Source organism: Deinococcus terrestris (assembly GCF_009377345.1).
Classification (GTDB): Bacteria; Deinococcota; Deinococci; order Deinococcales; family Deinococcaceae; genus Deinococcus; species Deinococcus terrestris.
Window position 1 is genome coordinate 647,668 of record NZ_WBSL01000001.1, and the last position, 26,932, is coordinate 674,599.

At 70.3% G+C, this 26,932-nt stretch carries 28 protein-coding genes; 14 read left to right on the forward strand and 14 right to left on the reverse strand.

Annotation, left to right across the window (positions count from 1 at the left end; genetic code table 11):
- Positions 1–39 precede the first annotated feature (39 nt).
- Together F8S09_RS03200 and F8S09_RS03205 are read right to left on the reverse strand one after the other, a co-directional pair.
- Positions 40–1,617 carry an ABC transporter substrate-binding protein gene (locus tag F8S09_RS03200; protein ID WP_152868854.1) on the reverse strand — a complete coding sequence of 526 codons (1,578 nt, stop codon included), beginning with the start codon at positions 1,615–1,617 and terminating at the stop codon, positions 40–42.
- Between the two features lie 208 nt (positions 1,618–1,825).
- Positions 1,826–3,961: a S8 family serine peptidase gene (locus F8S09_RS03205; RefSeq protein ID WP_152868856.1), complete on the reverse strand. Its 2,136-nt coding sequence runs from the start codon at positions 3,959–3,961 to the stop codon at positions 1,826–1,828.
- Positions 3,962–4,075: 114 nt separating this feature from the next.
- On the opposite strand from F8S09_RS03205, the gene F8S09_RS03210 reads away from it, so the two are divergent.
- Positions 4,076–4,612 (forward strand): metal-binding protein, encoded by a 537-nt coding sequence (locus F8S09_RS03210; RefSeq protein ID WP_322618480.1) that lies wholly within the window; start codon positions 4,076–4,078, stop codon positions 4,610–4,612.
- A gap of 9 nt (positions 4,613–4,621) precedes the next feature.
- On the opposite strand, the gene F8S09_RS03215 is transcribed toward F8S09_RS03210, so the two are convergent.
- The 6 genes from F8S09_RS03215 to F8S09_RS03240 all read right to left on the reverse strand — a co-directional run bounded on the left by F8S09_RS03215 (position 4,622) and on the right by F8S09_RS03240 (position 9,796).
- A complete protein-coding gene (locus F8S09_RS03215; RefSeq protein WP_322618481.1) occupies positions 4,622–5,362 on the reverse strand; it encodes a class I SAM-dependent methyltransferase in 741 nt (246 codons plus the stop codon).
- A gap of 18 nt (positions 5,363–5,380) precedes the next feature.
- Positions 5,381–6,592: a polysaccharide deacetylase family protein gene (locus F8S09_RS03220; RefSeq protein WP_152868860.1), complete on the reverse strand. Its 1,212-nt coding sequence runs from the start codon at positions 6,590–6,592 to the stop codon at positions 5,381–5,383.
- 10 nt (positions 6,593–6,602) lie between these two features.
- Positions 6,603–7,760 (reverse strand): MGDG synthase family glycosyltransferase, encoded by a 1,158-nt coding sequence (locus tag F8S09_RS03225; protein WP_152868862.1) that lies wholly within the window; start codon positions 7,758–7,760, stop codon positions 6,603–6,605.
- A complete protein-coding gene (locus F8S09_RS03230) occupies positions 7,739–8,884 on the reverse strand; it encodes an LptF/LptG family permease (protein ID WP_152868864.1) in 1,146 nt (381 codons plus the stop codon). The genes F8S09_RS03225 and F8S09_RS03230 overlap by 22 nt, the downstream gene beginning before the upstream one ends.
- A 97-nt stretch (positions 8,885–8,981) precedes the next feature.
- A complete protein-coding gene (fabZ, locus tag F8S09_RS03235; RefSeq protein WP_152868866.1) occupies positions 8,982–9,410 on the reverse strand; it encodes a 3-hydroxyacyl-ACP dehydratase FabZ in 429 nt (142 codons plus the stop codon).
- A gap of 86 nt (positions 9,411–9,496) precedes the next feature.
- Complete coding sequence (locus F8S09_RS03240) at positions 9,497–9,796, reverse strand: hypothetical protein (RefSeq protein WP_152868868.1); 300 nt, start codon at positions 9,794–9,796, stop codon at positions 9,497–9,499.
- Between the two features lie 42 nt (positions 9,797–9,838).
- Between F8S09_RS03240 and F8S09_RS03245 the strand changes: the two genes are divergently transcribed.
- From F8S09_RS03245 to F8S09_RS03260, 4 genes are all read left to right on the forward strand, one after another.
- A complete protein-coding gene (locus F8S09_RS03245) occupies positions 9,839–10,105 on the forward strand; it encodes a hypothetical protein (protein ID WP_322618482.1) in 267 nt (88 codons plus the stop codon).
- Between the two features lie 24 nt (positions 10,106–10,129).
- Complete coding sequence (locus tag F8S09_RS03250) at positions 10,130–11,311, forward strand: acyl-CoA dehydrogenase (protein WP_152868870.1); 1,182 nt, start codon at positions 10,130–10,132, stop codon at positions 11,309–11,311.
- Positions 11,312–11,414: 103 nt separating this feature from the next.
- Entirely contained in the window at positions 11,415–11,705 is a 291-nt protein-coding gene (locus F8S09_RS03255; protein WP_152868872.1) for a stage V sporulation protein S, read from the forward strand.
- A 58-nt stretch (positions 11,706–11,763) separates the two neighbouring features.
- Positions 11,764–12,456, forward strand: coding sequence for a zinc metallopeptidase (locus F8S09_RS03260; protein WP_152868874.1), 693 nt, complete (start codon positions 11,764–11,766; stop codon positions 12,454–12,456).
- Between the two features lie 58 nt (positions 12,457–12,514).
- Here F8S09_RS03260 and F8S09_RS03265 read toward each other — a convergent pair whose 3' ends face one another.
- Both F8S09_RS03265 and F8S09_RS03270 read right to left on the reverse strand, forming a co-directional pair.
- Positions 12,515–12,868, reverse strand: coding sequence for a metal-sulfur cluster assembly factor (locus F8S09_RS03265; RefSeq protein ID WP_152868876.1), 354 nt, complete (start codon positions 12,866–12,868; stop codon positions 12,515–12,517).
- Positions 12,868–13,197, reverse strand: coding sequence for a rhodanese-like domain-containing protein (locus F8S09_RS03270; RefSeq protein ID WP_152868878.1), 330 nt, complete (start codon positions 13,195–13,197; stop codon positions 12,868–12,870). The genes F8S09_RS03265 and F8S09_RS03270 overlap by 1 nt, the downstream gene beginning before the upstream one ends.
- 62 nt (positions 13,198–13,259) lie before the next feature.
- Between F8S09_RS03270 and F8S09_RS03275 the strand changes: the two genes are divergently transcribed.
- The 3 genes from F8S09_RS03275 (at position 13,260) to F8S09_RS03285 (ending at position 16,706) form a co-directional block, all read left to right on the forward strand.
- Positions 13,260–13,544, forward strand: a complete 285-nt coding sequence (locus tag F8S09_RS03275) for a rhodanese-like domain-containing protein (RefSeq protein WP_152868879.1) — start codon at positions 13,260–13,262, stop codon at positions 13,542–13,544.
- A 48-nt stretch (positions 13,545–13,592) separates the two neighbouring features.
- Complete coding sequence (locus tag F8S09_RS03280) at positions 13,593–14,075, forward strand: universal stress protein (protein WP_152868881.1); 483 nt, start codon at positions 13,593–13,595, stop codon at positions 14,073–14,075.
- A 102-nt stretch (positions 14,076–14,177) separates the two neighbouring features.
- Complete coding sequence (locus F8S09_RS03285) at positions 14,178–16,706, forward strand: U32 family peptidase (protein ID WP_194165193.1); 2,529 nt, start codon at positions 14,178–14,180, stop codon at positions 16,704–16,706.
- Between the two features lie 10 nt (positions 16,707–16,716).
- On the opposite strand, the gene F8S09_RS03290 is transcribed toward F8S09_RS03285, so the two are convergent.
- On the reverse strand, positions 16,717–17,106 hold the full coding sequence (locus tag F8S09_RS03290; RefSeq protein ID WP_194165194.1) for a YchJ family protein: 390 nt from the start codon (positions 17,104–17,106) through the stop codon (positions 16,717–16,719).
- Between the two features lie 25 nt (positions 17,107–17,131).
- Between F8S09_RS03290 and F8S09_RS03295 the strand changes: the two genes are divergently transcribed.
- Together F8S09_RS03295 and pepF are read left to right on the forward strand one after the other, a co-directional pair.
- Positions 17,132–17,926 (forward strand): TrmH family RNA methyltransferase, encoded by a 795-nt coding sequence (locus tag F8S09_RS03295; protein WP_152868885.1) that lies wholly within the window; start codon positions 17,132–17,134, stop codon positions 17,924–17,926.
- A 49-nt stretch (positions 17,927–17,975) separates the two neighbouring features.
- Positions 17,976–19,799 carry an oligoendopeptidase F gene (gene pepF, locus F8S09_RS03300; protein ID WP_152868887.1) on the forward strand — a complete coding sequence of 608 codons (1,824 nt, stop codon included), beginning with the start codon at positions 17,976–17,978 and terminating at the stop codon, positions 19,797–19,799.
- A gap of 297 nt (positions 19,800–20,096) precedes the next feature.
- Here pepF and F8S09_RS03305 read toward each other — a convergent pair whose 3' ends face one another.
- On the reverse strand, positions 20,097–20,561 hold the full coding sequence (locus F8S09_RS03305; RefSeq protein WP_104990601.1) for a YbjN domain-containing protein: 465 nt from the start codon (positions 20,559–20,561) through the stop codon (positions 20,097–20,099).
- A 67-nt stretch (positions 20,562–20,628) separates the two neighbouring features.
- Entirely contained in the window at positions 20,629–21,681 is a 1,053-nt protein-coding gene (locus tag F8S09_RS03310; protein ID WP_152868889.1) for a M24 family metallopeptidase, read from the reverse strand.
- A 303-nt stretch (positions 21,682–21,984) separates the two neighbouring features.
- Here F8S09_RS03310 and sucC point away from each other — a divergent pair, with 303 nt between their 5' ends.
- From sucC to F8S09_RS03325, 3 genes are all read left to right on the forward strand, one after another.
- Positions 21,985–23,145 (forward strand): ADP-forming succinate--CoA ligase subunit beta, encoded by a 1,161-nt coding sequence (gene sucC, locus F8S09_RS03315; RefSeq protein ID WP_322618483.1) that lies wholly within the window; start codon positions 21,985–21,987, stop codon positions 23,143–23,145.
- Positions 23,146–23,148: 3 nt separating this feature from the next.
- Entirely contained in the window at positions 23,149–24,060 is a 912-nt protein-coding gene (gene sucD, locus F8S09_RS03320; RefSeq protein WP_152868891.1) for a succinate--CoA ligase subunit alpha, read from the forward strand.
- Positions 24,061–24,172: 112 nt separating this feature from the next.
- Positions 24,173–24,739, forward strand: a complete 567-nt coding sequence (locus F8S09_RS03325) for a hypothetical protein (protein ID WP_152868893.1) — start codon at positions 24,173–24,175, stop codon at positions 24,737–24,739.
- Positions 24,740–24,864: 125 nt separating this feature from the next.
- Here the strand turns inward: F8S09_RS03325 and bshA are convergent, their stop codons facing one another.
- Positions 24,865–25,998 carry an N-acetyl-alpha-D-glucosaminyl L-malate synthase BshA gene (bshA, locus tag F8S09_RS03330; RefSeq protein ID WP_152868895.1) on the reverse strand — a complete coding sequence of 378 codons (1,134 nt, stop codon included), beginning with the start codon at positions 25,996–25,998 and terminating at the stop codon, positions 24,865–24,867.
- A 96-nt stretch (positions 25,999–26,094) separates the two neighbouring features.
- On the opposite strand from bshA, the gene F8S09_RS03335 reads away from it, so the two are divergent.
- Positions 26,095–26,928, forward strand: coding sequence for a DegV family protein (locus F8S09_RS03335; RefSeq protein WP_322618484.1), 834 nt, complete (start codon positions 26,095–26,097; stop codon positions 26,926–26,928).
- Positions 26,929–26,932: the final 4 nt, after the last annotated feature.

Sequence of the window (26,932 nt, forward strand, 5' to 3'; positions counted from 1 at the left end):
CCCGCGGCCCCGCGCCCCCTTCCCCCTAAAAATTCCGGCTCAGCGCTTGCCCACCAGCGAGATGTTGTTGAAGGCCTCGCTGCCCAGCGGGCTGGGCACCCAGCCCCTCACGTAGGTGCGGGCGGCCGCGAGCGGCTGGCTGTGCACCATCGGGAGGCGGTAGTTGGCCTTGTAGGTGATCTCGTGCAGCTGGCCGTACACCCGCGCCTTGGCGGTGCGGCCCACGGCGGCGCGGCCCTGTTCCAGCAGGCGCTGGAGTTCCGCCGGGTTCCAGTTGATGTCGTCACTGGCGGTCGGGCCGTAGTACGCCCCGTAGAAGTTGTCGGGGTCGCCGTAGTCCCCGGTCCAGCCGATCATGTACATGTCGAAGCCGGGTTCCTTGTTGCGGTCTTCGAGGTACTTGGCCCAATCCTCGGTCTTGAGGTTGACCTTGATGCCGATGGCGCTGAGGTCGGCGGCAATGGCCTCTGCGATAGGCTTGGGCGTGGGGAAGTACGGGCGGCTCACCGGCATGTACCACAGGTCGATGGAAAAGCCGTTGGGGTAGCCCGCGTCGGCCAGCATCTTCTTGGCGGCGGCCGGGTCGAACTTGTAGGTGGCGGGCACGTCCTTGGAGTTGGCCCAGGCCAGCACGGGCGGCAGGAAGCTGGCGTTGCTGACGCCCAGCCCGTTCCAGAAGGCGTCCACGATGGCCTTGCGGTTGATCGCCATGGAGATGGCCTCGCGCACCTTGTCGTTCTTGAGGTACTGGTTGCGGTTGTTCAGGCTCAGGAAGCCCACGTTGAAAGAAGGCTTCTTGACCGCCACGAGGTTGCGGTCGGCCTGGACGTTCCGCAGCGCGTCAGGCGTGAGGTCCGACGTGAAGTCGATGGTGCCCGCCTTCAGCTCGTTGAGGCGCTGCGAGGCGTCCTTGATCGAGCGGATAATCAGGCCGTCCACCTTGGCCTTGCTGCCCCAGTAGCTCTGGTTGGGCGCCAGGGTCACGCGGTCGCCGGTGCGCCAGCTCTGGAAGATGAAGGGGCCGGTGCCGATAGGCTTGCTCGCGGGAGTGCCGTACTTGGCCCCGTCCTTTTTGATCGCAGTGGGGCTGGCGATGCCGAAGTACCCGGCGCCGATCACCTCGGGAAAGACGCTCGACGACTTGTTGAGGTCAAAGCGCACGGTGGTGTTGTTCACCTTGACGATGTTCTTCACGACCGAGGTGGCGTCACCCTTGTAGCCGCCCAGAAGCTGACCCCAGATTTCGAAGGTGCGGCCCTGGTTGCGGAAGCCCTGGGGATGCTTGGGATCCCACCAGCGGCTGAAGTTGTACACCACGGCGTCGGCGTTGAAGGCGGTGCCGTCGTGGAACTTCACGTTCGGGCGCAGGGTGAAGGTCCAGCTCGTCGCGTTCGCGTTGCTGGTCCACTTGGTCGCCAGGCCGGGCTCGGGGTCAGTGGTGCCGTCCTTGAAGGCCACCAGCGTGTCGTAGATCTGGTGCTGCACCAGAATGCTGATGCCGTCGGTGATGTTGCCCGGCTCCAGGCTGACGGGGTCGCCGTTGGCCCCATAGACGAGGGTCGCGGCCCCGGCGGTGGGCAGCGTGGTGAGCAGGGCAGTCAGCAGCAGTTTTTTCATGGACCCTCCGGGACGCCGCCATCCCCCCTCGGCCCACGGCGGGCCGGGCGGGGAAGATGAACGGCAGCTCAAGCTCTGAACGTGCGCTCAGGGTAGGGGGCGGCGCCCAGAGTGTCAAGCAGGTCACAGAGGGGCCGTGCAGACAGGCCCTGAGCCGGGAAGTCCCGCGTTCAGGGCCTTTAGAAAACAGAGCTGAACGTCGTTTCTCTCAGGGCGTCGGTGTCAACTCGCCCAACTCGGTCCGCGTCTGATCCGGCCCCAGCACAGCCTCGCGTTCGGTGCCGGGCTCGTGAGTCTCGCCGTAGATCCCGTTGCCGTCGCGGTCGCGGCCCGCCAGCGCCCGGAAGGTGCCGTCGGGCAGGTAGGCGGTAAAGCGGCCCAGTGCGTCGAGCGCGGGCTGGTACGCCAGGCCCCGCGTGTCCCACAGCCGCAGCCCCAGCGTGTCCGTGACGGCCGGGGCACCCAGCGCCGCGGCCGCGTTGACCATTCCGTACCCGAAGGCGTCGTCCCGGCCCTTGACCCCGAGGTCGGTGGCAGTCGCGGTGAGCCGCGCGAGGGTGTCGTCGCGGCCCTGGGTCACGCCCTTGCTGAGCAGCAGCGCGGCCAGCGCACTCACCTGCGGGGTGGCCTGACTCGTCCCAGCCTGCCCCATGTAGGTGGGCTGGTTCTTGCCGTAGTCCCAGTCGGTCGAGAGAATCACGTCGGCGTAGGCCTTGCCGCCCAGTTGCCCGCCGTTGTGGTAGGTCGCCCCCGTGAGGTCCACCCCCCCCGGCGCGGCGAGCTGCACCGCCGGGTACTGGTTGGAGTAACTCGCCCGCAGCGGAGCGCTCGCGCCCGAGAGGGTCACCGCCCCCACCGCCACCGCGCCCTCGCAGGCGGCGGGGTAGTAGGGGGTGGTGCCGTACCCGTTGCCCGCCGCCGCGAACACCAGCGCCCCGGCCGCCGTGGCCTCCGCGACCGCCTCGCACAGCGGCGCGGCCTGACTCGCGGAGATGGCCCCCCCGAGGCTGAGGTTGATGACCTCGGCTGGACGGTCCAGTCGGTAGGTCTGGCTGCCCAGGGTCACGGGCAAGCCCGCCGCGTAGCGCACCGCGTTCACCACGTCCGCGACCTCGATGTTGCCCTGGGCGTCAATGGCGCGGACCGGCAGCACCTTCACGGGCGCCTTGTAGGACGCTCCCACCACGCCGCTGGTGCTGCACGCCGCGCAGCCCGGAAACTGAGCGATTTCCCCCCAGCGGGCCGCAATGACGCCGCTGACGTGGGTGCCGTGGCTGCCGGTCCGGCGAGCGGGGGTACCGGGGTCGCTGGGGTCACGGTCGGGGCCGTCCCCATCGCCGTTGTCGTAGGCCCCCTGCTGGTCGGCGGCTACGAAGTCCAGCACGTCGAGCGCCCCTTCCTCTGGTCCCAGCAGCGCTCCAGCGAGATCGGGGTGGTCGTAACGCACCCCCGAATCTACAACCGCCACCGTGACGGGCCGGGTATAGCCGCCCGCCTCCATGTCGCGCCAGACGGCCCGGTAGCCCAGCAGGCGGTAGGCCCACTGGAGGCCCGCGTACTCGTCGGTCGGTTCCAGCGGCGCGGCGGTCGCCTGTGCCCGCAGCACGGCGTTGGGGACCGCGTATTCCACGTTGGGATCCCGCCGCAGCGCGGCCAGGGTGCCCGCCACGTCGTCCGTGACGAGTTCGGCCCGCCGCCCGCCGAGGTCGTGCCGGGCCGCCGCGTCAACTTGGTCGAGGGCCGCGCGGGTGCTGGCGAGCGCGGCGTCCTGCGCGGTGACCTTCCGGCCCAGCGCGAGCGCCTGCGCGGCGGGCGAACGGTACTTCACGATCACGCTGCGGGCCTGGGCGGGGGCGGCATCCTGTGCCGGAGCGGTGCCCACGTCCGTTCCCTGCACCCGCGCAGGATCGGTGACCCGGCCGGTCAGCACGTACTGGTCGGCGGTAACGGTCCAGACCGCCGTGCCCTGGCGCTCACCCGCCTTCCAGGAAATCTTGACCTCTCCCGTCAGCCGCGCCTGGTCCGCCCTGATCGGCGTGCCCAGGGCGCGGTTGGCCCGCACCTGCACCCGCAATGCCCCGGTCCCGGACAGGGGCGAGACGCTCAGCCACGCAGGAGTGTCCTCCACCCGCCAGGAGGTGCCCGTGAAGGGGGCCTCGGCGCCCAGGGTCAGGGCGGTCCCCAGCTCCAGCGTGCGGTCGGCCAGGGGCGCGGAGCCGGGAGCGGGCGTGGGCACCGGGGTGGGAGCGGGCGTGGGCACCGGGGTGGGAGCGGGCGGCATGGGCAGTGTGCTGCACGCGGCGAGCAGCAGGGCGGCCGGGAACAGGAGGAGGGGGCGCGTCATGAATACCGCATGATGCCCCGCCCAGCTGACGCCCGAATGAAGACCGGGCGACATTCCCCGAGCCTCCCCGTACCGCAGTACCGTTTTCCCGCGCCAGGCGCCACAATGCCCCCCGTGCCCAGCGGACGTGTCCACAACCTCATCAATATCGCGGCCTACTCGGTCCTCGCGGCGGGCGCCCTGATCGCTACCCGGCAGGACCTCCTCACCGTGACGCCCGTGCAGGCGCTCAACTTCTCCCTCGCCTTCTTCGCCGGGACCTTCCTGCTCTCGCCCGACCTCGACCTCGCGGACGGGGCGGTGGATTCCAAGCGGCGCTGGGGGGTGCTGGGCGTGCTGTGGGTGCCCTACGGCTGGCTGTTCCGGCACCGGGGCCTCTCGCACACCTGGCTGCTGGGGCCGCTGACCCGGTTGGTGTACCTGGGGCTGTGGGGGCTGCTGCTCCTCGGCCTCGTGCGCTTCGTGTGGCCGGAAGCGCCGCTGCCACGGGTACCGCAGCCGGTCAGCCTGAAGGTGGTGCTGCCCTTCGTCCTGGGCTACTACCTCAGCCAGTGGCTGCACCTCGTAGCGGACGGCGTGTGGCCGGGGCACGGCTGGCGGCAGGTGCGGCGGAAAGTGGGCGGGCGCAAGCGGACGGCCCGGTCCCGCTGAGAGCGGCCGTCACCGCACCCGCGTCTGGAACACCATCACCTCGCTCGCCTCTTCCAGCGGACCGCCCTGAAAGGAGCCCGTCACGCGCGGCGCCTCGAAGCCCGCGCAGCGCAGCAGCCACTCGACCTCGTAGCGGGTGTAGTAGCGCTGGGTCAGGGTGAAATGCCGCCGCCGCAGCAGCCCGTCGGGGGCGGTGGTGTCCACGTGGTACTCGGTCGTCACGTGTTGCCGCACCCGGTCATGACGCTGCACCAGAAACACGTCGGTGCGCGAGCCGTCCGGCCCGTGGAAGGTCTCGCCCTCATGCCGCACGGTGTTCATCTCGCCGTAGCGCGGCACGTACAGGTCGAAGGCGAAAGCCCCGCCCGGCGCCAGGTGGGCGCAGAGGTTTTCCAGTGCCGCGAGTTGTTCGGCGGGCGTGTAAAGGTGCATCAGCGCATTGAAGGGCGCCACGATCAGGGCGAAGCGGCGCTCCAGCCGCACCCCCTGCGCGTCTCCCTGCACGAACTCCACCTCCAGCCCCTGTTCCTGCGCCCGTGCGCGTGCCCGCTCCAGCATCCGGGCGCTGGGTTCCAGCCCGGTCACGTCGGCCCCGCGCCGCGCCAGGAAGGTGGTCACCCGCCCGGTCCCCGCCCCCACCTCCAGCACCGGCCCCCCGGCCCGCTCCGCGAGCCCGGCGTAAAAGTGCAGGTCGTCGCGGTAGAGGTCGTACTGGCGGTCGTACAGGTCGGCGAGGTCGTCGTAGTTCACGGGGAAGAGGGTACGCGCTCAGATGCTCGGCGGGGTGCCGTACCGCTCCAGAAACGCCGTCCGCTCCATCACGCTCAGCTTCGGCTCGGGGGCGTCCGGCGGGCTGCCGTAGGCGCGGCGCAGCACGTTGGCCCACAGATGCAGGCGGCGGGCGGTGGCGGGGGGGAGGTCGTGGGTCTCGAACCCCAGGGTCGCCAGCAGCGGCGAGAGCGCACTCAGGCAGAAGACGACCTCCGCGCCTTGCAACTCTGGCCGGGCCACGAGCTCGCGGGCCACGTCCCGGAAGTCCTCACGGGCGAGGCGGACGCTGCGGCGCAGGCCGAGGTCCACCATCAACGGGTTGTTGACGTGGAACTCGGCGACGGGGGTGCCGCGCGGGACCGGGGTGCCGTCCGCCAGCGTGATGCCTGCCAGCGGAAAGCGCACCCGGCCCACCCGGAAGAGGTTGTCAGCCCGCCCGCCCGCATACCGCACTCCGCCTAGGCGGTCGAGCAGCGCGTCCAGCCCGCCCATCACCCGCCGGGGAAGGTCGGCCGGAGTCAGAGGAGACGCCCCCTCCAGCTCGCCCAGCGGCACCAGCCGGTAGCCCCGCGCCCGCAGGTCGGCCAGCAGGCCCGGTAGCCCCGGCACAGTCACCCGCGCCCCCGGCCCCGCGTCGTGCAGCACGACCACCGCGCCGGGCCGCACGAGCGCCCTCAGCCGTGAGCGCAATCCCTCCGGGGTGGCGCTTGCGTGCCAGTCGCGCCCCTCCACGCTCCAGTGCGCCCCGGTCAGGCCCGCCGCCCGCTGGCCCAGCACGGTCGCCAGCGTGTAACCGCCGTGCGGGGGACGGTGCAGCGGCACCGGGCGGCCCACCACCGCCGACACCCGCCGCGCCGCCGCGCCGGGATCGCGGAAGGCCCCCCGCGGCGAGCGCCCCCAGGCGTGGCGGTGCCGTGCCCCGTGCGCCCCCACCTCGTGCCCCTCCGCGAGCATCCGGGCGACCAGCCCTGGGTGCGCCTCCGCCCGCCCCGCCACCACGAAGAAGGTCGCTCGCGCCCCCGCCTCCCGCAGCGCGTCCAGCACAGCGGGCGTCGTGCGTGGATCGGGGCCGTCGTCGAAGGTGAGGGCCACCGCCCGTTCCCCTTGCCGCCCCTCCCTAATCAGGCCCAGCCCCAGCCGCTGCACCAGCAGGTAGGGGAGACCCAGGTAGGCGAGCAGCCCCAGTGCCACCCAGCCGCGCCGCTTCATGCCCACCCCCTCATCGCCGCCCCAGTGCCCGCAGCAGCGCCGCCGCCACCCGGTCAGCCGCGTCGGGCACACTGACGGCGCGGGCATTCGCGCTCAGGCGGGCGTGTTCTTCACTGTCCAGCGCCCGCAGCACCGCTCCCCGCACCTCCGCCCGCGTGCGCGGCCACAGCGCCGCCCCGTGCCGCACGAGGTAATCGGCGTTGTGTTCCTCCTGCCCCGGAATGGGGTCATGGACCACCAGCGGCACACCCAGCGCGGTCGCCTCGGCCACCGTCAGGCCGCCCGCCTTGCCCACCACGAGGTCAGAGGCCGCGAGCAACTCGGGAAAGTCCTCGCGGAACCCCAGCCCGTGAACGGTCGCCCCGCCGAAGCGCCGCACGCCCCGCTCCCGCGCCCCGGCCAGCACGAGCACCTGCACCGGGCGCCCCAGCCCCGCGAGTTCGCCCAGCAGCGGCCCCAGCGCCCGGTAACTCCCCGTACCCCCGCCCGACACCAGCAGGACGGGTTGGTCGGGCCTCAGCCCGTGCTTCTCCCGCAGCGCCCCCCGGTCGGCCCCCACCAGTGCCCGGAAGGCCGGGGCGATGGGGATGCCCGTGACCGTCACCCGCTCCGGCGGAATACGCCAGCGCCCCATCTGCTCCCGCGCCTCCTCGGTCGCCACCATCAGCAACTCGGCTTCGGGCCGCGCCCAGTGGTGGTGGACGCGGTAGTCGGTGACCACCAGCGCGTTCAGGAAGTCGGCCCCCAGCCGCCGCCGAGCCGTGTGCGCCAGCGCGACGGGCGTGGGGTACGAACTCACGACGAGTTCGGGCCGCACTTCCCGCACGTCCCGCAGCATTCCCCGCAGGCCCAGCCAGCCGAAGGTCCCCGTCAGCGCCCTGGGCTCGCTCTCCCGGTCCGTCCAGTCGTAAAACGCCCGGTACATCCCCGGCGCGTACCGCAGCCACGCCGCGTAGGTCCCCGCCGTGACCGCCCGCTCGACCGGATTCACGTAGGTCAGAAAGTCCGCGTGCCGCGCCCATAGCGGGACGCCCGCCGCCCGCAGCGCCGCGTCCAGCGCCCCGTTCGCCTGATGGTGCCCGCTCCCGAAGGAGGCCGAGAGAATCAGGGCACGCAGTTCGGGAGAAGGGGGCGGGGCTTCCTCGGTCACGTCCGCCTCAGCATCCATAGTCCAACGACCGCGAACAGCACGTTGGCGAGCCACACGCCGGGCTCCGGGAGGTTGGGCATCCTCCCCGCCACCGTCAACCCCACGAAAAAGACGAGGTAGTACGCCACCGCCACCAGCAGCGCCACGCCCAGCGACACCCCCAGCGTGCGCCCGTAGCGCAGGGCGAAGGGCAGGGCGGCCAGCGCCAGCACCAGATTCCCGAACGGCAGCGCCAGCTTGCGGTTGAGGTCGATGCGGGCGTCCTGCCGCTGGGTGGGCGTGGCCTCGGGGTCGCGCAGGGTGGCGGTCAGCTCGTTCCAGCCCCCGGCATCCGCCCCGATCGCGTCGGCATATTCCGCGAACGTCTCCTGCCGTGAGCGCCCGGTGTCGAGGTTCAGGACCGCGCCCGCTTCCTCCGGCAGAATCACCCCCGGAAAGACCTCCTGCACGGCGGCCCGGAAGGCGACCGGGTCATCCTCCGGCACCCGGCTGAGCTCCGCCGCCGCCGCGTAATTTACCGTGAACACCTGATACCCCGTCAGGCTGAGCTGGTTGCCCTCGAAGGTACCCCCCTCCGCGAAGATCACGGTGCCCCGGCGAAGATCGTCGGGCTGCCAGCGTTCCACCCGGACCCCCTGCATCTGCCGGGTGGCGTGGTCGTATCCGGCCAGGTAGAGGGTCAGCCCGCCGCGCAGGTCGAGCGTCTGCCCGGCCAGCCGCGCCAGCCCCGTGCCCGTCAGCACGTCCCAGTACAGTCCCCGCGTCTCCACGTTCGCGCGGGGGGCCACCCACAGGCTCAGCCACACCGCGAGCGCCGTCACCAGCGCCCCCACCACCAGCACCGGCCGCGCCACCCGCCCCAGGCTGATGCCCCCGGCCTGCACCGCCACGAGTTCGCGCTCGGTATTCATGCGCCCGAAGGCCACCACCGTCATCAGCACGGCCGCCATCGGCAGCACCTTGACCAGCGTGTCAGGCACCTGGTAGGCGATCCACTGCCCCACCAGCCCCAGCGGCACGCCCCGCAGCCACTGGCTGGAGATGAAGAAGTACCCGAAGCTCAGGATGGCCGTGAACAGCAGCGTGCCCACCAGCAGCGGCGGCAGCAGCTCACGGGTGACGAGGCGGGTGAGGCGGGTCATGGGGTGCCTGCGGCGCAGCGGGCGAGAGGTGGCACGTGGCGGGTGGAAGGCACAGGAGCCCTTTCTACACGCCGCCCGCGACGGGCCACAAGTCTCCTCACCCCTTCGCCACCGCGAAGAGAATCGTCGCCTCGGCCGCCACCTGCCCGTCCACCTCCGCGCGGCAGGTCGTCTTGCCCAGGCCCCGGCGCAGGAACTCCAACTTTGCGTGCAGGTGCAACTGGTCGCCCGGAATCACCTTGCGCTTGAAACGGGCGCCTTCCACCCCGGCCAGATACCCGACCGTGCCGGGTTCGAGCTGCCCGTGCAGGCAGAACATGCTCGCCTGCGCCATCGCCTCCACGATCAGCACGCCCGGCATCACGGGTTCCTGCGGGAAGTGCCCCTGGAAAAAGGGCTCGCCGATGCTCACGTTCTTGAGGGCATGGACCTCACCCTCCCCGGCCCGCAGCACCCGGTCGACCAGCACGAAGGGAAAGCGGTGCGGCAGCGTCGCCAGCACCTCCTGAATCAGCAAGGGTTCCATGACAAGTTCCTCCCGGCCCCGAACTCCGTGCCCAGGGGCAAAACGGGGCAATCGTAGCACGCGCCCCAAACGGTGCCCGCTGCCCTTCAGCGCGGCCGGGCAAAAGCGATCAGCGCAGCCATCACGCTGGTGATCACGCTCAGCCCCACCGCCCGCCAGAACCCCGGCACGTCCCCCAACCCCAGTGCCCCCGCTTGTAGCGCCTCCACACTCCCCAGCGTCCGCAGCCACAGCGGAGCGCCCGGAGTGAGGTTGGCGTAGGCCCCCAGCGTCAGTGCCGCGCCCCCCAGCGTGAGCAGGGTCAGGCCCAGCACGGCCAGCCAGCCCAGCACCCGCCTTCCTGTGCTGGGTCGTCCAGAACCGTTCCTCGCCTGCCGCGCCATCATCGCGGCGCATTGTAGGGCAGAGGGGGCGGTACACTCCGCCCCGTGCCCCCGCTGCCCGCCCGCGTCCGCGTCACCCGCCCGCCCCTGCCCCTCGCGCCCGCCCTGCGTGCGGCGGCCGTGCGGCTGTGCCCCGATGCCCCGCAGGAGGCCCTGACCGCCGCTGCCCTCGCTGTGGCGGGCGGTTCCGTGATCGGCGCGGCCCTGGCCTGGGCGGGCGGTGAGGCCCTGGGCGTGGAGAGTGCCTGGCGGGGGCGCGGCATCGAAGACGCGCTTCAAGAAACGCTGGAAGCCGCCCGACAGTCGCCCTGAGCCGCCTTTGCTAGCCTGAGTCCCATGACCGCGACCCTTTCCGCTGCCGACACGGGCATGAGCTTCGCCCTGTCCGGCGACCAGCGCATGATCGTGCAGCACGTCCGCGAGTACGCCCGCGCCGAGCTCGCGCCCAAGGCCGCCGAGTACGACCGCAGCGGCGAGTTCCCCCACGAGCAACTGCGCGGCCTGGCCGAACTCGGGCTGATGGGCGCCACCCTCCCCGAGGCCTGGGACGGCGCGGGCCTCGACTCGGTGACCTACGCCCTGTGCCTGGAGGAGATCGCCGCCGCCGACGCCTCGGTCGCCGTGATCGTCTCGGTGCAAAACGGCCTCCCCGAGCAGATGCTGCTGCGCTACGGCACCGACGCCCAGCGCGAGCGGTACCTGCGCCCCCTCGCCCGTGGCGAGCATATCGGCGCCTTTTGCCTCACCGAACCCGGCGCGGGCAGCGACGCGGCCAGCCTGCGATTGAAGGCCGAGCGCGACGGCGACGCCTGGGTCCTGAACGGCTCCAAGGCCTGGATCACCTCCGGGGGGCAGGCCGAAACTTACCTCGTCATGGCCCGCACGGGGGGGTCCGGCGCCCGCGGCGTGTCCTGCTTCGTGGTGGAAAAGGACACCCCCGGCCTGAGCTTCGGCCGCCCCGAGGAAAAGATGGGCCTGCACGCCGCCCACACCACCACCGTCACCTTTGACGGGGTACGGGTGCCCGCCGAGAACATGGTGGGTGAGGAAGGCCAGGGCCTGATCATCGCCCTCGCCAGCCTGGACGCCGGGCGCATCGGCATTGCGATGCAGGGCCTCGGCATCGCCCGCGCCGCCCTGGAGCACGCCGCGAAGTACGCCGCCGAGCGCGAGCAGTTCGGCAAGAAACTGAAGGAGTTCGAGGGCGTGTCCTTCAAGGTCGCCCGCATGGCCGCCCGCATCGAGGCCGCCCGGATGGTCGCGCTCAAGGCCGCGTGGCTCAAGGACCAGGGCCAGCCCTACGGCAAGGAGGCCAGCATCGCCAAGTTGCTCGCCTCTGAAGCCGCCGTGGAGGTCACCCGCGACGCCATTCAGATTTTCGGTGGCAACGGCTACAGCCGCGAGTACCCCGTCGAGCGCCTCTACCGCGACGCCAAGGTCACCGAGATCTACGAGGGCACGAGCGAGATCCAGCAACTCGTTATCAGCCGCGCGGTCTTCGCCGAATACGCCGACTGAGCCGGGAGGCCAGGGGAAGGGGAGGGGACACGCCGGGCCGGGTGTGCCCCCTTTGCCGTGCCTTCCCCCTGAGCGTCAGATGAGGCTATAGTGAATGCCAGTGATGACCCAGTCGCCTCCTACACCCGAAGTTCTGCGTGTTTCCGGCCAGTCGCGGCCGAACGCGGTGGCGGGGGCAGTTGCGGCCCTGCTGCGGTCACAGGGTCAGGTCGAGGTGCAGGCCATCGGCCCGGCGGCGGTGAATCAAGCGGTCAAGGCACTCGCCATCGCGCGGGGCTACCTCGTCGGCAATGCTCTGGACCTCACCGTGCAGCCCGAGTTCATCAAGCTTGAGGACCAGCACGAGGAGCGCACCGCCCTGCGTTTTCTCGTGTGCGCCGTGCCGCAACCCTGAACGCTGTTGAAGTCCACCTTCATCAAAGCTGAGTGTCGGTGACTCATACTGGAGGCGTATGGACTTCCTCGCCTTTCAGGGGTCGTATTGGCCCCTTATCCTGATCATTTTCGTGGCCTCGCTCTTTATCCAGGGCTACCTCAGCCGCACGTACGGCAAGTGGGGGCAGGTGCGCAACAGCCGCAACCTAACCGGCGCGGAACTCGCCCGGATGATGCTGGACGAGAACGGCCTCTCGCACGTCCCCGTCAACATGGTGCCCGGCCAGCTCTCTGACCATTACGACCCCATCCGCAAGACCGTAAACCTCTCGGAAGCCAACTACCGCCTGCCCAGCGTGTCAGCCCTGGCCGTCGCCGCGCACGAGGTCGGGCACGCCATCCAGGACAAGGTGCGGATGCCCGCGCTGGTGCTACGCGGCCGCCTCGCGGTGCCGCTGAGCCTGGGCATGAACCTCGCGCCGCTGCTGCTCCTCGCGGGTATCTTTCTCCAACTCACCGGCCTGTTGTGGCTGGGCGTGATCCTCTTCGGCGCCGCCCTCCTCTTCCACCTCGTCACCCTGCCCGTGGAGTTTGACGCGAGCCGCCGCGCCCTGGCATACCTGGGCCAGCGCGGGGTCGTGTCGGGTCAGGAGGCGCAGGGTGCCCGGACCGTGCTCACCGCCGCCGCCCTGACCTACGTGGCGGGCTTCGCGATGGCGCTCGCACAACTGCTTAATGTGCTGGGCATCGCCCGCAGCCAGAGCGACTGAGCCTCACCTGAGAAAGACGCCCCAGCTCAAGCCGGGGCGTCTTTCTGTTGCAGGGTGATTACACGTTGAAGCCGAACATCCGCATCTGCCGCTTGCCGTCTTCCGTCATCTTGTCCGGTCCCCACGGCGGCGTCCAGACAAACTCCACATTGACCTCGCTGACGCCGTCCAGCCGCCCGACGGCCATCTCCGCGTCGGCGCGGATCAGGTCCTGCACCGGACAGCCTACGCTGGTCAGCGTCATGGTGATGTCCACCAGGCCGCTCGGGGCGATGTCCACCCCATAGATCAATCCGAGGTCCACCACGTTGACCGGAATCTCGGGGTCCTTGACGACCTTGAGGGCCTCAAGCACCTGCTCCTCGTTGGGGAGGGCGCCCTGGGGAACGGCGGTCTGGGTCTGGTCTTCCATCACTGGCCTCCCTGCTCAGTGGGCAGGCCCGCGTCGGCCCAGGCGAGGGTGCCCCCTGCGAGGTTCACTACGTCGCCGTAGCCCTGCGCCCGAAGGTATTCCCCGGCGCGGGCGCTGCGAGCCCCGCTGCGGCAGATCATCACGAGCGGCCGGTCTTTGGGCAATTCCCCGAACCGGCTCTCCAGCTCGCTGAGGGGCAGAAGCTGCGCTCCCTCGGCATGAATCTCGGCGTACTCGTTCGGCTCGCGCACGTCCACGAGCAGGGCACCCTGCTGCACCCGCTGGTGGCCCTCGGCCGGGGTGATGTCGGGAATGGAGGTCTGAGTCATGTGGGCAGGATACAGGCCCGCCGCCCCATGCGACCGTGCCCCCGACCCCCTACACTCGGCCCATGCCGCTCCCCCAAGGCGTCACCCTGATCGACCTACGGCCCCAGGAACTGCGCTTCCGCGAGCCGCTGGAGCGCCTGACTTCCCTGCCCGTGCGCCCGCTCACCCTGGAAGCCGTGGAGCGCGGCACCCACGGCCTGACCCCAGGGCTCGGCCCCCTCGTCGTCCTGTGCGAGCGCGGTCCCCGTTCCGCCCTGGCCGCCCGCCTGCTGCAAGCCGACGGGCTGGACGCCACGGCCTACCCCGGCGGCCTTCCGGGGCTGCGCCGCGATCTGGGCACGCGGTAACGGCCCGGTAATGGCCGGAGCCGAGGCTGGGGCCATAGGAGGTTGACCATGCCCCGTATCCTCGTCACCACCGATGGCAGCTCCCTCGGCCACCAGGCCCTTGCCCACGCCGACGCGCTCGCCCGCGCTCTGGGCGCCGACCTCTCGGTCCTGTACGTGCAGCCCGACCCCATTCCCACCGTGGCCGAAGCTTACGCCTATGTGCCCGAGAACGCCGTGCAGCAGCAGGAAGAAGCGATGCTGGCCCTGCGGGACGAACTCCAGACCCGGCTGCCCCACGCCGACCTGCGGCTGGAACGCGCTTCGGGTCGCCCGGTGCCCCGCCTGATCCTGGAAGCCGCGAAGACCCTGGGCGCCGACCTGATCGTGATGAGCACCCACGGGCGCTCGGGCCTGAGCCGCGCCCTGCTGGGCAGCGTCGCGGAAGCGGTGACCCACCATGCCCCGGTGCCCGTGCTCCTCGTGCGCGACGGGCAGGCTGTGCCGGGTTGGGCCGCCGTCCAGAGCGGCGGAGCCGTCGCCAGCCGCTAAGTCTCCCCGCACTGGGGGCCAGCGTCCACTCCCGGACCTGGCCCCCGGCCCCGTTCCCCCGCTCACGCTCGCTCCCCGGCCCGTCGGCTAGACTGCCCCGTTATGGCGCGTGCCCGAGTGAAACCGGAAGTGATGAGTCCCGTGGGAGGCTGGCCCCAGTTGCGAGCGGCGGTCGAGGCGGGCGCTGACGCCGTCTTCTTCGGGGTGGAAGCCTTCCACGCCCGCGCCAAGGTGGGCTTTACCAACGAGCAGCTTCCGGAGCTGATGCGGACTCTGCACGCCCGCGGCGTGATGGGCTTTGTGACCTTCAATGTCCTCGTCTTCGACGGCGAGCTGCGCGAGGCCGAGCGGCAGCTCATCCACCTCGCCGAGAGCGGTGTGGACGCGATCATCGTGCAGGACCACGGGGTCGCCCGCCTCGCCCACGAAATCTGCCCCGACCTCCCCATCCACGGCTCCACCCAGATGAGCATCACCTCGGCCGAGGGCGCCGAACTCGCCCGCCGCTTCGGGGCCAGCCGGGTCGTGCTGGGCCGCGAACTCTCGCTACGTGACATCGGCCGCATCGCTGCGCAGACCGACATGGAGCTGGAAACCTTCGTCCACGGGGCGCTGTGCGTGAGCTACTCGGGCCAGTGCTTTTCCTCCGAGGCGTGGGGGGGCCGCTCCGCCAACCGGGGCCAGTGCGCCCAGGCCTGCCGCCTTCCCTACGACCTGTTCGTGGACGGCCTCCAGCGCGACCTCGGCGACGCCCGCTACCTGCTCTCGCCGGGTGACCTCTACGCGCTGCATCAGGTGCCCGACCTCGTGGAACTGGGCGTGAACTGCCTCAAGATTGAGGGCCGTTACAAGGACGCCGAGTTCGTCGCCCTGACCACCGCCGCCTACCGCAAGGCCGTGGACGAGGCGTGGGCGGGCCTTCCCCTCTCGGTCACGCCGGGGGAGGAACGCGACCTCGAACAGGTCTACTCGCGTGGGCTGGGGCCGCACTTCATCGCGGGGACCAACCACCAGACGGTCGTGCGCGGCCGGGCGCCGAGGCACCGGGGTGTGCGCGTGGGCACCGTGCGCGGCACGACCGAGCGCGGCGTCCTCGTGGACCTCTCGGAGACGGTCAAGCCCGGCGACGGCCTCGTCTTCGACCCCGCCAACTGGCGCACCCCGGAAGGCCGCGAGGAGGGCGGCTTCCTGTACGGCCTGTGGCAGGGCGGGCGCCAGACTGAAGAGGTCCGCCCTGGCCAGACCTACGAACTGCGCTTCGGGCGCGGCGCGGTGGACCCCGCCCGTGTGCGCCCCGGCGATCCGGTGTGGCGCACCCAGGACCCGACGCTGGTGGCCCGCGTGAAACCTCTGCTGGACGCCGCCGACCCGGTCTACACCCGCCCGGTCACCGCCCATTTCCGGGGTCACGTCGGGGAGCCGCCCGCCCTCACCCTGACCGACGAGCACGGCCACGCGGCCACCGCCACCCTCCCCGACCCCCTCCAGCCCGCCCGCAACCGGGGCCTGACGGAAGAAGGCCTGCGCGAGAGCCTGGGCAAGTTGGGGGGCACGGGATATCACCTCGCCGGACTGACGGCCGACCTCGCGGGCCTGGGTTTCCTGCCCGTCTCCGCCCTCAACGCCCTGCGCCGCGAGGCCGCTGAGCGCCTGACCGCCCTCCGCGCCGAGGCCCCGGTCCGGCGGATTACCCCTCGGCTGGAGGGGGCGCTGCGGGAGGCCGTCGCCGCGCAGCCCGCCTCCATCACGACCCCCGACCGCCTCCACGTCCTCGTCCGCACCCCGGAGCAACTGGACGCTGCGCTGGAGGCCCGCCCCGACTCGGTCACGCTGGATTACCTGGAGCTGTACGGCCTCAAGCCCAGCGTGGAGCGGGTCAAAGCCACTGGAATCCCCGTCCGGGTCGCCAGCCCACGCATCCTCAAGCCCACCGAGCAGAACCTCCAGAAGTTCCTGCTGTCACTCGGGGCCGAGCTGCTGGTGCGCTCCGGAGGCCTGCTGGAGGGCTTGCAGGGGACGCCCGACCTCCCCGCGCTCATGGGCGACTTCAGCCTGAACGCTGCCAACGTGCTGACCACTCGTGCCCTGCTGGACCTCGGCCTCACGCGGGTCACGCCCACCCACGACCTCAACGCCCGGCAGATCACCGACCTCGCCGGACTCGTCGGCCCCCAGCGGCTGGAGGTCATTGCCTACGGGCACCTCCCGGTCTTCCACACCGAGCACTGCGTGTTCTGCCGCTTCCTCTCGGATGGCACCGACTACACCAATTGCGGTCAACCCTGCGAGTCGCACCGGGTCGCCCTGCGTGACGAGCGCGGGCGGCTGCACCCCGTCATGGCGGACGTGGGCTGCCGCAACACGGTCTTTGAGGGGCGGCCCCAGGTCGCCGGGGGGCACCTCGCTACCTGGCGGGCGGCGGGGTTGCGCGACTTCCGCCTGGAATTCGTCCACGAGTCCCCAGAGGAAGTGCGCGAGGTCATCGCCGCCCACCGCGCCTACCTCGCGGGCGAGCTGGACGCGGAGGCGCTGGCCGCCCGCTTGCACGCCCTCTCGGAGGCGGGCACCACCGAGGGCAGCCTGTTCGTGCCGCCCGGCTTCGAGGGCCTGACCACGCTGCCGATGCTCTGAGCCTGCAGACCTAGTCTCCCCGCACCTCCCCGTCCACGTACACCCACGCTTCCCCGACCCGCGCGAAATGGCTGCGCTCGCGCATCCGGCCCGTGCGTCCGCCCGCCCGGAAGGTGGCGGTGAACTCCACCTCGTCGCCCTCCGCCCGGTGGATGGTCAGGCCGGTGTAGCGCGTTCCGTCCCCCTCCAGATTCAGGTCGGCCGGGCAGGTGTCGGGGTGCCAGGTGCGCCTCACGTAATCGGTGTCGCGCAGGAAGTACGCCGCATACCGCGACCGCATCAGCGCCTCCGGCGTCTCGGCGGGCCGCTCGCCCGTATGCCGGGGGCTACAGCACGCGCTGTAACTGCGCCCCGAGCCGCACGGGCAGGGTTTGAAGGGCGGGAAGGGGAGGGGAGGCATGGCGGGCAGCATAGACTGACCCCCGATGCCGCTGCCCGCCCCCGCCATCACCTCCCTCCAAAACCCGCACGTCAAGCGCCTCGTGCGCCTACGCAGCCGCCGCGACCGCGACCGCGAGGGTGTCATCCTGATCGAGGGCGCCCGCGAACTCGCCCGCGCCGCCGCCACCGGGCTGGAATTGCAAACCCTCTATATCTGCCCCGCCCTCTACAGCCCGGAAGCGCAGGAGGTGGCCCCCACCCTCCCCGGCCCCCGCCTGGAACTCTCCCGCGAGGCCTTTGAAAAGGTCAGCGGGCGCGAGAACCCCGACGGATTGATTGCGGTGGCCTCCCGCCCCGAGCGTCCGCTCCCCGACCCCGGCCCCGACACCCTCCTCCTCGTCCTGCACAGCCTGGAAAAGCCCGGCAACCTCGGTGCGATTCTCCGCACGGCAGACGCAGTGGGCGTGGGCGGCGTCCTGGTGCTGGGAGGCACCGACCTCTACTCGCCGGGCGTGATCCGCGCCTCGCAGGGCAGCGTGTTCACCGTGCCCGTCACGGCCCTCCCCGAGACCGAGGCACAGGCCTACCTCGCCAAGCACGCCTTTACCCGCGTCGCCTGCACCCCTGACGCTCCCCGCGACTACTGGGACGCGCCGCTGACGGGCCGGGTGGCCCTGGTGCTGGGTGCCGAGCACGCCGGGCTGCCTCCCGAATGGCGCACCTCCGACCTCCCCGTCCGCATCCCCATGCACGGGGAAGCCGATAGCCTGAACGTGGCGACGGCGGCCGCGCTGGTGCTGTACGAGGCCCTGCGCCAGCGCCGTTCTGCCCTGGGCTAGGCCATCTGGCCGAGGAACCGTGCCCGGCACCCTCTGCTAGCCTCCCCCCATGACCACAGCCCAAAGGAAGGCGGCCCTGCCCGCCCGCGCCGACGTTCCCCGCGAGCAGACCTGGGACATCGAGGCCCTCTTCGCCACCCCACAGGACTGGGAAGCGGAAGCCGAGGCCCTCCCCGCCGCGATTGATGCGCTGGGCAACCACGCCGGGAAGCTCGGCAGCGGCCCCGACGCCCTCGCCGCGTACCTGAGCGAGTCGGACGACGTGGAGCTGCGCCTCGCCCGCTTCTTCTCCTACGCGAGCATGGGCGCCAGCGTGGACGGCCGCGACGCCGAGGCTGCTGCCCGCCGCGACCGCGCCAGCACGATTGCCGCCCGCTACGGCAGCGCGACCGCCTTCGCCCGCCCCGAACTCCTCGCGCTCGACGAGGCGACCGTGCGCGAGTGGCTCACCCGCCCCGACCTCGCCGACTACGCGGTGCGCCTGGAGCGGCTGTGGCGCTCGCGCCCGCACGTCCGCTCGGCGGAGGTCGAAGAACTCCTCGGCGCGGTGCAGGCCCCCTTCGCCTCCGAGCGCGGCATCCACCCGGCCCTTACCAACATGGACCTGCGTTTCGGTACGGCTGGCGGCGAGGCCGTCACCCAGGGCAACGTCGACCGCCTGACCTCCCACCCCGACCGCGAGGTGCGCCGTGAGGCGTGGGAGAACTACGCCGACGCCCACCTCGCCGTGCGGCACTCGCAGGCCGCGATGTATGCCACCCACGTCCGCCAGAACGTCTTCCTGGCCCGCGCCCGCCGCTACCCCGACGCGATCACGTCCTTCCTCGCGCCCGACGACATCCCCACGGGCGTCGTGACCACCCTGCTGGACACCTACCGCGCCCACACCCCGACCTGGCACCGTTACTGGCGCGTGCGCCGCGAGTGGCTGGGCCTCCCCGAGCTGCGCGAGTACGACGTGAAGGCCGCCCTCGTCGAGCCCCGCGCTGTCTCCTACGAGCAGGCCGTGGACTGGATTGAGGAAGGCATGTCTCCTCTCGGCGCCGAGTACCTGCGCGACATGCGGGCCGGACTGACCACCGAGCGCTGGGTGGACTACGCCGAGAACGACGGCAAGCGCCAGGGCGCGTATTCCAACGGCGGCGGCCGGGTCAAGCCCTACATCTTCATGACGTGGAACGGCACCATGAGCAGCTATTCCACCCTGGCCCACGAGATCGGCCACTCCATGCACTCGCTGCTCTCCCAGCGCGAGCATTCCTACGCCGTACCCCGTTACACCCTGTTCCACGCGGAGGTGGCTTCCAACCTCAATCAGGCGATGGTCCGCTCCCACCTCCTGCGCCAGGCCCGCGAGTCCGGCGACACCGACTTCGAGGTGCAACTCATCGAGGAGGCCCTCGCCAACTTCCACCGCTACTTCTTCATCATGCCGACGCTGGCCGCCTTCGAGCTGGAGGCCTACCGCCGCATCGAGGCGGGCGGCACCCTCAGCGCCCCCGACCTGATCGCCCTGACCGCCGACCTGCTCTCCCAGGGTTACGGCGACGGCGTGCAGATGGACCGCGAGCGCTCCGGCATCCTCTGGGCGCAATTCTCTACCCACCTTTATGCCAACTTCTACGCTTACCAGTACGCGACCGGCATCAGCGCCGCCCACCAGATTCTGGAACAGTTCGGCGCCGACCCGGAGGCTGCCCGCGACCGCTACCTCACCTTCCTGCGCTCCGGCGGCCGCCTCGACCCCATCGACGCGTTGAAGGAAGCTGGGGTGGACATGCTCAGCCCCGAGCCCGTGGAGGCGACCTTCCGCACACTGGCCGGGTACGTGGACCGATTGGAGGAATTGCTGGCAGTCCGCAAGGGGAACTGAAGGAACTCGGAGCGGGGGCGGGAGGCAGCCGGGTGGCCTCCCGCCCCTTTTCACGCTTTACTGCTGCCTGGTTAAAGCCACTCGTAGGCAAAGACCCACGGCGCTCTCGCCACTCGTCTGAACCCAGGGTAAGAAGCGCGACCAGGGCGCGGCGAAAATCTTGCCTGAGTCCAGCCTAATCCCCATACTCCTTCTTAGTTAGTCCAGTGAGGCAAAATTTTCACAACCAGATTTATCGTGATAAATTTCACTTACAGCACAATAAGAAAGGCGGGGAAGCCCCCGCCCAGATCCCGCTTACGCCTGGGGCTGCTGAACCTGCATGCCCTGGGGCGCAAAGCCCTCCAGCGCGGCGTAATCGTCCTGGAAGTGCATCAGGACGCCGCCGAACAGGGTGTCGAAGGTTTCCTGGGGCATCTCGGCCAGGGTGGGGTAGAAGCCCACGTACTCCAGCCAGACGTTGCCGTCCGCGTCGATGGAGCGCGAGAAGGCCCGCTCGCGGTTGCGGTCATTGAGCATGACCATCACTTCCTGGCGGCGGTCGGCATAGCTCTTCTGGGTCACGCAGGTGACTTCCAGGCGGCTGGTGTTGTTGGGGCCGTCGTTGACAGACACCAGCACGGCGGCGTCACCCATCTCGAAACGCCAGCCCATGCGGATAAAGCGCTGGCCGCCCTGATCTTCGATGTCGAGCTGAACTTCCTTGTCGCGCAGGTACTTGGCGAGCGTGTCCAGCGTGAGAAGCGCGGTTTCCATGGTCATTTGAAACTCCTCCTGTGGGGCAAACCCGGCGCAGATTCTAACATCCGCTGTCCCGGCAGGTCCCCGCTTACTCCGGCAGCGGTTCCTTGGGCGTGTGGCTCAGCACCTCGTGCCCGCCCTCCGTGACCAGCACGAGGTCTTCAATGCGGACGCCTCCCACCCCCGGCAGGTACGCGCCCGGCTCCACCGTGATCACCATGCCGGGTTCCAGCACGTCCTCACTGGTACCGCGCAGCCCCGGCCCCTCGTGGATGTTCAAGCCGACCCCGTGCCCCAGCGAATGCGCGAACGCCTCGGCCAGCCCGTGCCGCTCCAGAATGCCCCGCGCTAGGGCGTCGAGGTCAGCAGCCCGCACCCCCGGTTTCACGGCGGCGACGGCGGCTTCCTCCGCCTCCAGCACCGCCTCGTAGACCCGCCGCATCTCGTCCGACGGGCGGCCCACCGCCACCGTCCGCGTCATGTCGGAGTGGTAGCCCCGCACCCGCGCCCCGAAGTCGATGGTCACCAGGTCCCCGTCCTCTATCACTCGCTCGCTGGCGACCCCGTGCGGCATCGCCCCGCGCGGCCCGCTCGCCACGATCACGTCGAAGCCGACCTCGGCCCCGGCGCGGCGCAGGCCCATCTCCAGTTCCAGCGCCACGTCGAGTTCGCGGACGCCCGCGCGGATTATCGGGCGCACCTGGGCAAACACCCGGTCGGCCAGCGCCTGCGCCTCGCGGATCGCCTCCACCTCCTGCGGCGTCTTGATCAGCCGCACGCCCTCCACCAGCCCGCGCGTAGGGACCAGTTCGGCCTCCCAGTGCTCGTGCAGGGCGTCGAGTCCCGCGACCGTCAGGTGCTCGGCCTCGAAGCCCACGCGCCCGCCGCGCACCCGCTCCGCCGCGTCCTGGTACGTCTCCGGGGGCCGCGCGATGTGCTGCTCGATACGCGATTCCTCCTGCGCCTGCACGGTGTAGCGCCCGTCGGTGTACAGCACGGCCCCGTCCCGCGTGACCAGCACCTTGCCGTCCTTGCCGCTCGAAAAACCGCTCACCGCCCGCACGTTGGCCGGATCGCTCACCCACAGGGCGTCCACCCCGGCCCCATCCATCGCCGCCCGCAACTGCTCCAGTTGTGTCATCGGCGGGCACCGTAACACATGGGGCCAGCCCAGAGGAGGTGTCAGACTGCGGCCATGTTCGGCCTCGTGTTCGCCGCCCTCCTGAGCCTCGCCTGTGCCGCGTCCGGCCTGGGCCTGTGCCGGGAACGTGCGACACACCTGCGCTGCCGTCTGGCGCTCCACCGCCACCGATGACCGATCTCCCCGCTGTCCCCCCCACGGGGACAAGGGGCCGGGAATACGCCCCGGCGGCTTATACTCCGTGATCGGGACAAAAGACAGGCCACGGACTGGCCGGAACCACCCCCAAGGAGGAACAGCGTCGTGAAACTTCACGAGTATCAGGGCAAGGAACTGCTGCGCCGTTTCGGCGTGAACGTGCAGGACGGCAAGGTGGCCTACACGCCCGACGAGGTGCGGCAGATCGCCCGCGACTACGGGCAGCCGGTCGTCGTCAAGGCGCAGGTGCACGTCGGCGGACGCGGCAAGGCGGGCGGCGTGAAGTTCAGCCCCGACATCGACAAGGCCTTCGAGAACGGCGAGAAGATCCTGGGGATGGACATCAAGGGCCTCACCGTCAAGAAGGTGCTGGTCACCAAGGCCGTCGATATCGACGCCGGGACCGAGTACTACGTCGGCATGATCGTCGACCGCAACGTGCAGAGCTACACCCTGATGGCCTCCGCCGAGGGCGGCATGGAGATCGAGGAAGTCGCCGAGGCCACTCCCGAGAAGATCATCAAGCACCGCGTGGACCCTGTGACCGGCCTGCGTCCCTTCGAGGCGCGGGAAGTCGCCCTCAAGGCGGGCTTCAAGGGCAACCTCAACAAGATCGCCGACATGATGGTCAAGATGTCCGAAGCGGCCCTGAAGATGGACGCCGTTCTGGTCGAGATCAACCCCCTCTTCGTGGACGCGGACGGCACGCCGCTCGCCCTCGACACCAAGTTCGAAATCGACGACAACGCGATGTACCGCCACAAGGACCTCTCCGACTGGCGCGAGCTCGAAGCCGAGCACCCCCTCGAAATCGAGGCCAGCAAGTACGGCTTCGCCTACGTCAAGCTCGACGACGGCAATGTCGGCGTGCTGGGCAACGGCGCAGGCATCGTGATGACCTCGCTCGACGTGGTCAACCGCGCCGGGGCCAAGCCCGCCAACTTCCTCGACATCGGCGGCGGCGCCAAGGCCGAGATCGTGTACAACGCAGTCAAGCTGGTGTCCAAGGACCCCGATGTCAAGAGCATCTTTATCAACATCTTCGGCGGCATCACCCGCGCCGACGAGGTCGCCAAGGGCGTGATTCAGGCGCTGGAAGAAGGCATCCTGACCAAGCCGGTCCGCATGCGCATCGCCGGGACCGCCGAGGACGAGGCCAAGGCGCTGCTCGCGGAAGTGAACAGCCCGCTGATCCAGATGTACCCCACCATGTTCGAGGCCGCCGACGAGGCCGCCCGCGAAGCCAACGCCGGGGAGGCGAAGTAAGTCATGGGTATCCTCGTTGACAAGAACAGCAAGGTCATCGTGCAGGGCATGACCGGCCGCGAAGGCGCCAGCCACTCCCGCGCCATGCGCGACTTCGGCACCCAGGTCGTCGCGGGCGTGACGCCCGGCAAGGGCGGCACCGAGTTCGAGGGCTGGCCCGTCTACAACTCGGTCGAGGAGGCGAAAGCCGCGACCGGCGCGAACGTCTCCATCATCTTCGTCCCCCCCGCCGGGGCCGCCGACGCCGTGCTGGAAGCTGCCCATGCCGGGATGCCCCTGATCGTCCTGATCACCGAGGGCGTCCCCACCGTGGACATGATGCGGGCCGTGCAGGAGGTCAAGGAACTCGACGCGCAGAGCCGCGCCCAGGGCGGCCAGGGCGTGCGCCTGATCGGCGGCAACTGCCCCGGCCTCGTCACCAACGGCGAGGCCAAGGTCGGCATCATGCCCAACCGCATCTACGAGAAGCCCGGCCGCATCGGGCTGATCAGCCGCTCCGGCACCCTGACCTACGAGGCCGCCAAGCTGCTCAACGACGCTGGGATGGGCACCTCCACCACCGTCGGCATCGGTGGCGACCCCGTGATCGGCACGACCTTCGCGGACGTGCTCCCCATGTTCGAGGCCGACCCGGACACCGACGCCGTGGTCGTGATCGGCGAGATCGGCGGCGCGGACGAGGAAGCGGCGGCCGAGTACATCGCCGCCAACATGAAGAAGCCTGTCGTGGCCTTCATCTCGGGCCGCTCGGCCCCGGCGGGCAAGCGCATGGGCCACGCGGGTGCGATCATCATGGGCAACGTCGGCACGCCCGAAAGCAAGCTCGCCGCCTTCAAGGCCGCGAACGTGCCGGTGGCCGACACCATGCCCGAGATCATCGAGCTGGTCAAAAAGGCGCTGAACGTCACCGCCTGACCTTCGGGACAGAAAGTAGGGGAGAGGGGGCGCTAGCCTTCTCTCCCCGCCTTTGGTTCCCTTCCGTAACTCCGCGTCACATCGCCGTCAGGCCCCCGCGTAGACTGAAGGCATGCAAGCTCGCCTGCTCGCCCTCGCCGCCCTGCTGCTGGGAACGGCCCCGGCCCTGACCATCGCGGGGAGCGTGGTCGGCGCGGTGCCGGGAGAGACCCGCGTGAGTGGCTGGGCGGTGACTCCCTCGGGGCAGCCTGTTGAGGAACTCGTCAGCGTGCCCGTGACCGGGAGCACCTTCCGGCTGGAAATCCCCACCGCTCCGCCGACCTTCCGCGCCCAGACCGCCCTGAATCCTCAGAATGTCGCCTGGCCCGGCGTCCTCGATCCCGTCACCGCGAGCGGCCAGCCCCAGACGGCCGAACTCAAGTTCTTCACCTACCGCGACCTCAACCGCAGCGGCCAGCGCGACGCGAACGAGCCGCTGCGCGAGGTCAGTCTCGATACTGGGCGCGGCACCCTGTTTGTCGTCTGGGTGAGCAGTGACGTGACCGTGCGGGCCAGTCGGGGCTACGCCGTGAACCTGGGGCGCGGCTGGAACGCCTTCGAGGTTGAGGTTGGCCGGGCGGTTCGCATTGCCCCCTTCGCCGCTGGAGTGGCCCGCGTCACCCTGGAACTCAGCCGCTGAGCAGTGTAGGTGAATGGAGGGGTTCTTCGCGGCCCCTCCTTCTTTACGTTTATCCCGTTGATCGAACAAAAATTTCACGACCAGATTTATCGTGAAACTATTCACTTATAGCAGCACCACTTGACCTAGACCCGGACCGTCCGCGCGTAGGCGCTCAGATAACGCGGCACGATTCGCTCCGGCTGAAAGCGGGTGAGTGCTGCCTCCCGCGCGGCCGTCCCCAGGCGGCGGTAGAGGGCCGGATCGCGCAGAATTCGCAGGGCCGCGTCCGCCATCGCGTCCACGTCGCCCACCGGGGCGAGGAAGCCGGTCACGCCGTCTTCGACGACTTCGGGCACGCCCCCCGCGCGGGCCGCGACGACCGGGACCTCGCAGCTCATGGCCTCCAGGGCCGCGAGGCCGAAGCTCTCGTTGGTGCTGGGCAGCAGGAAGAGGTCGCTGATCCCCAGCACCCCCTCCACGTCAGGGAAGGAGCCCAGGAAGTGGGTCCGGCCGATCACCCCGAGCTGCCCGGCCAGCTCGAAGGCGCGGGGCCGTTCGGGGCCGTCCCCGACCATCAGCAGCCGGGCGGGAATCTCGCTCGCCACCCGCGCGAAGACCTGCACCACGTCCTCGACCCGCTTGACGGGCCGGAAGTTGCTGATATGGACGATCAGCGCCTCCTCGGGGTGGGCGAAGCGGGCACGCAGGGCGGGGTCGGTGACCCGTACGAAGCGCCCGGCGTCCACGAAGTTGTGAATCACCTCGATCTCGCGCGTGATGCCGAACACCTCGCGGGTCTGGTCGGCCAGGAACTGCGACACCGCTGTGACGTGATCGCTGCGCTCGATGGCGTCGCGGGTGGTGTGGCGGAAGGCGGGCTCGGCTCCCACCAGCGTCACGTCCGTGCCGTGCAGGGTGGTCAGCACCCGGCTGCGCCCGGTGATCTCGCGGGCGTGAATCGCCGCCGAGGCGTGCGGAATCGCGTAGTGCGCGTGGGTGAGGCTGACCCCATGTTCCAGGATCACCTCACTCAGCGCGTTCGTGGCGGCCAGCTCGGGGTAAGGTTGATCGAACAGCGCGTAAGCGAAGCCGCCCACCTGATGAAAGTAAGGCCCCCGCAGCCCGCGCTGCCCCGCCAGCCGAAAGGGCACCGCCGAGCCGACGAAATGCACCTCGCGCCCGGCTGCCGCCACCAGCAGCCCCAGTTCGGTCGCCACCACGCCGGACCCGCCCGCCCCGGTGTGGCACAGCACGGCAATCTTGTCGGGAAGCTCCATAGAGTGCGGAGTATAGGGCGCCCCGCCCAAGCTGACCCGCCTGTGATGAAACTGTGGGAATGCTCACGCTACGGTGGCGGCATCATGCTTGCCGTCGTGACGGATTCCACCTGCGACCTCGCCCCCGAGACGGCCCGGCAGCTCGGCCTGCACGTGGTCCCGCTGCGGGTCGTGATGGGCGGCCGGACGCTGCTGGACTGGCAGGAAGTCGACCCCGACGCCGTTTATGACCACCAGCGTTCCGGCGGACAGGTGGACACCGAACCCGCCACCCAGGCGGCGTTTGAGCGGGTCTACCGGGAACTGCTCGGCACGCACGACGCCATCCTCAGCCTGCACATCAGCGGCCACCTCTCGGCCACCGCCGCGCATGCCCGGCAGGCGGCGCAGGCGCTGGGCGCCGGGCACCGTATCCAGGTCCTCGACAGCGGCTTCGCCTCCCTGCCGCTGGCCGAGGCCGCCCTCGCCGCGCGGGAAGCCATAGACCGGGGAGGGGACCTCGCCGCAGCGAAGCAGGCGGTAACCGGGATTCAGAACAGCTTGATGGCCGAGTTCAGCGTCCCCACTCTGGAATACCTGCGCCGGGGCGGGCGCCTCTCGCGCACGCAGGAATTTATCGGCAACATGCTGGGCGTGAGGCCCGTGCTGCGCTTCGACGCCGGGCGCCTGAAGGCCGTGCGCCGGGTCCGGGCCGCGCAGGCGACCGGGGACATCCTCACGCAGCTCGAAGCGCAGTTCGGCCGCGAACCCGTCGCGGTCACCATCGGGCACGCGGGCCGCGACGCCGCCCGCATCGCTGAACTGCGCTCGGCCGTGCAGGCCAGCGGGCTGAATGTTGTCCGGGGCCGACTGCAACTTCTCGGCCCCGTGATCGGTGCCCACGTCGGCCCCGGCACCTATGGACTGCTGGCCCGGCCCGTGTTCGCCTGACCCT

Bases quoted from the DNA above. Each gene is read 5' to 3' on its own strand.
- F8S09_RS03200 (WP_152868854.1), bottom strand. From the start codon at position 1,617: ATGAAAAAACTGCTGCTGACTGCCCTGCTCACCACGCTGCCCACCGCC.
- F8S09_RS03205 (WP_152868856.1), bottom strand. From the start codon at position 3,961: ATGACGCGCCCCCTCCTCCTGTTCCCGGCCGCCCTGCTGCTCGCCGCG.
- F8S09_RS03220 (WP_152868860.1), bottom strand. From the start codon at position 6,592: ATGAAGCGGCGCGGCTGGGTGGCACTGGGGCTGCTCGCCTACCTGGGT.
- F8S09_RS03225 (WP_152868862.1), bottom strand. From the start codon at position 7,760: ATGGATGCTGAGGCGGACGTGACCGAGGAAGCCCCGCCCCCTTCTCCC.
- F8S09_RS03230 (WP_152868864.1), bottom strand. From the start codon at position 8,884: ATGACCCGCCTCACCCGCCTCGTCACCCGTGAGCTGCTGCCGCCGCTG.
- fabZ (WP_152868866.1), bottom strand. From the start codon at position 9,410: ATGGAACCCTTGCTGATTCAGGAGGTGCTGGCGACGCTGCCGCACCGC.
- F8S09_RS03240 (WP_152868868.1), bottom strand. From the start codon at position 9,796: ATGATGGCGCGGCAGGCGAGGAACGGTTCTGGACGACCCAGCACAGGA.
- F8S09_RS03250 (WP_152868870.1), top strand. From the start codon at position 10,130: ATGACCGCGACCCTTTCCGCTGCCGACACGGGCATGAGCTTCGCCCTG.
- F8S09_RS03255 (WP_152868872.1), top strand. From the start codon at position 11,415: ATGACCCAGTCGCCTCCTACACCCGAAGTTCTGCGTGTTTCCGGCCAG.
- F8S09_RS03260 (WP_152868874.1), top strand. From the start codon at position 11,764: ATGGACTTCCTCGCCTTTCAGGGGTCGTATTGGCCCCTTATCCTGATC.
- F8S09_RS03265 (WP_152868876.1), bottom strand. From the start codon at position 12,868: ATGGAAGACCAGACCCAGACCGCCGTTCCCCAGGGCGCCCTCCCCAAC.
- F8S09_RS03270 (WP_152868878.1), bottom strand. From the start codon at position 13,197: ATGACTCAGACCTCCATTCCCGACATCACCCCGGCCGAGGGCCACCAG.
- F8S09_RS03275 (WP_152868879.1), top strand. From the start codon at position 13,260: ATGCCGCTCCCCCAAGGCGTCACCCTGATCGACCTACGGCCCCAGGAA.
- F8S09_RS03280 (WP_152868881.1), top strand. From the start codon at position 13,593: ATGCCCCGTATCCTCGTCACCACCGATGGCAGCTCCCTCGGCCACCAG.
- F8S09_RS03285 (WP_194165193.1), top strand. From the start codon at position 14,178: ATGGCGCGTGCCCGAGTGAAACCGGAAGTGATGAGTCCCGTGGGAGGC.
- F8S09_RS03290 (WP_194165194.1), bottom strand. From the start codon at position 17,106: ATGCCTCCCCTCCCCTTCCCGCCCTTCAAACCCTGCCCGTGCGGCTCG.
- F8S09_RS03295 (WP_152868885.1), top strand. From the start codon at position 17,132: ATGCCGCTGCCCGCCCCCGCCATCACCTCCCTCCAAAACCCGCACGTC.
- pepF (WP_152868887.1), top strand. From the start codon at position 17,976: ATGACCACAGCCCAAAGGAAGGCGGCCCTGCCCGCCCGCGCCGACGTT.
- F8S09_RS03305 (WP_104990601.1), bottom strand. From the start codon at position 20,561: ATGACCATGGAAACCGCGCTTCTCACGCTGGACACGCTCGCCAAGTAC.
- F8S09_RS03310 (WP_152868889.1), bottom strand. From the start codon at position 21,681: ATGACACAACTGGAGCAGTTGCGGGCGGCGATGGATGGGGCCGGGGTG.
- sucD (WP_152868891.1), top strand. From the start codon at position 23,149: ATGGGTATCCTCGTTGACAAGAACAGCAAGGTCATCGTGCAGGGCATG.
- F8S09_RS03325 (WP_152868893.1), top strand. From the start codon at position 24,173: ATGCAAGCTCGCCTGCTCGCCCTCGCCGCCCTGCTGCTGGGAACGGCC.
- bshA (WP_152868895.1), bottom strand. From the start codon at position 25,998: ATGGAGCTTCCCGACAAGATTGCCGTGCTGTGCCACACCGGGGCGGGC.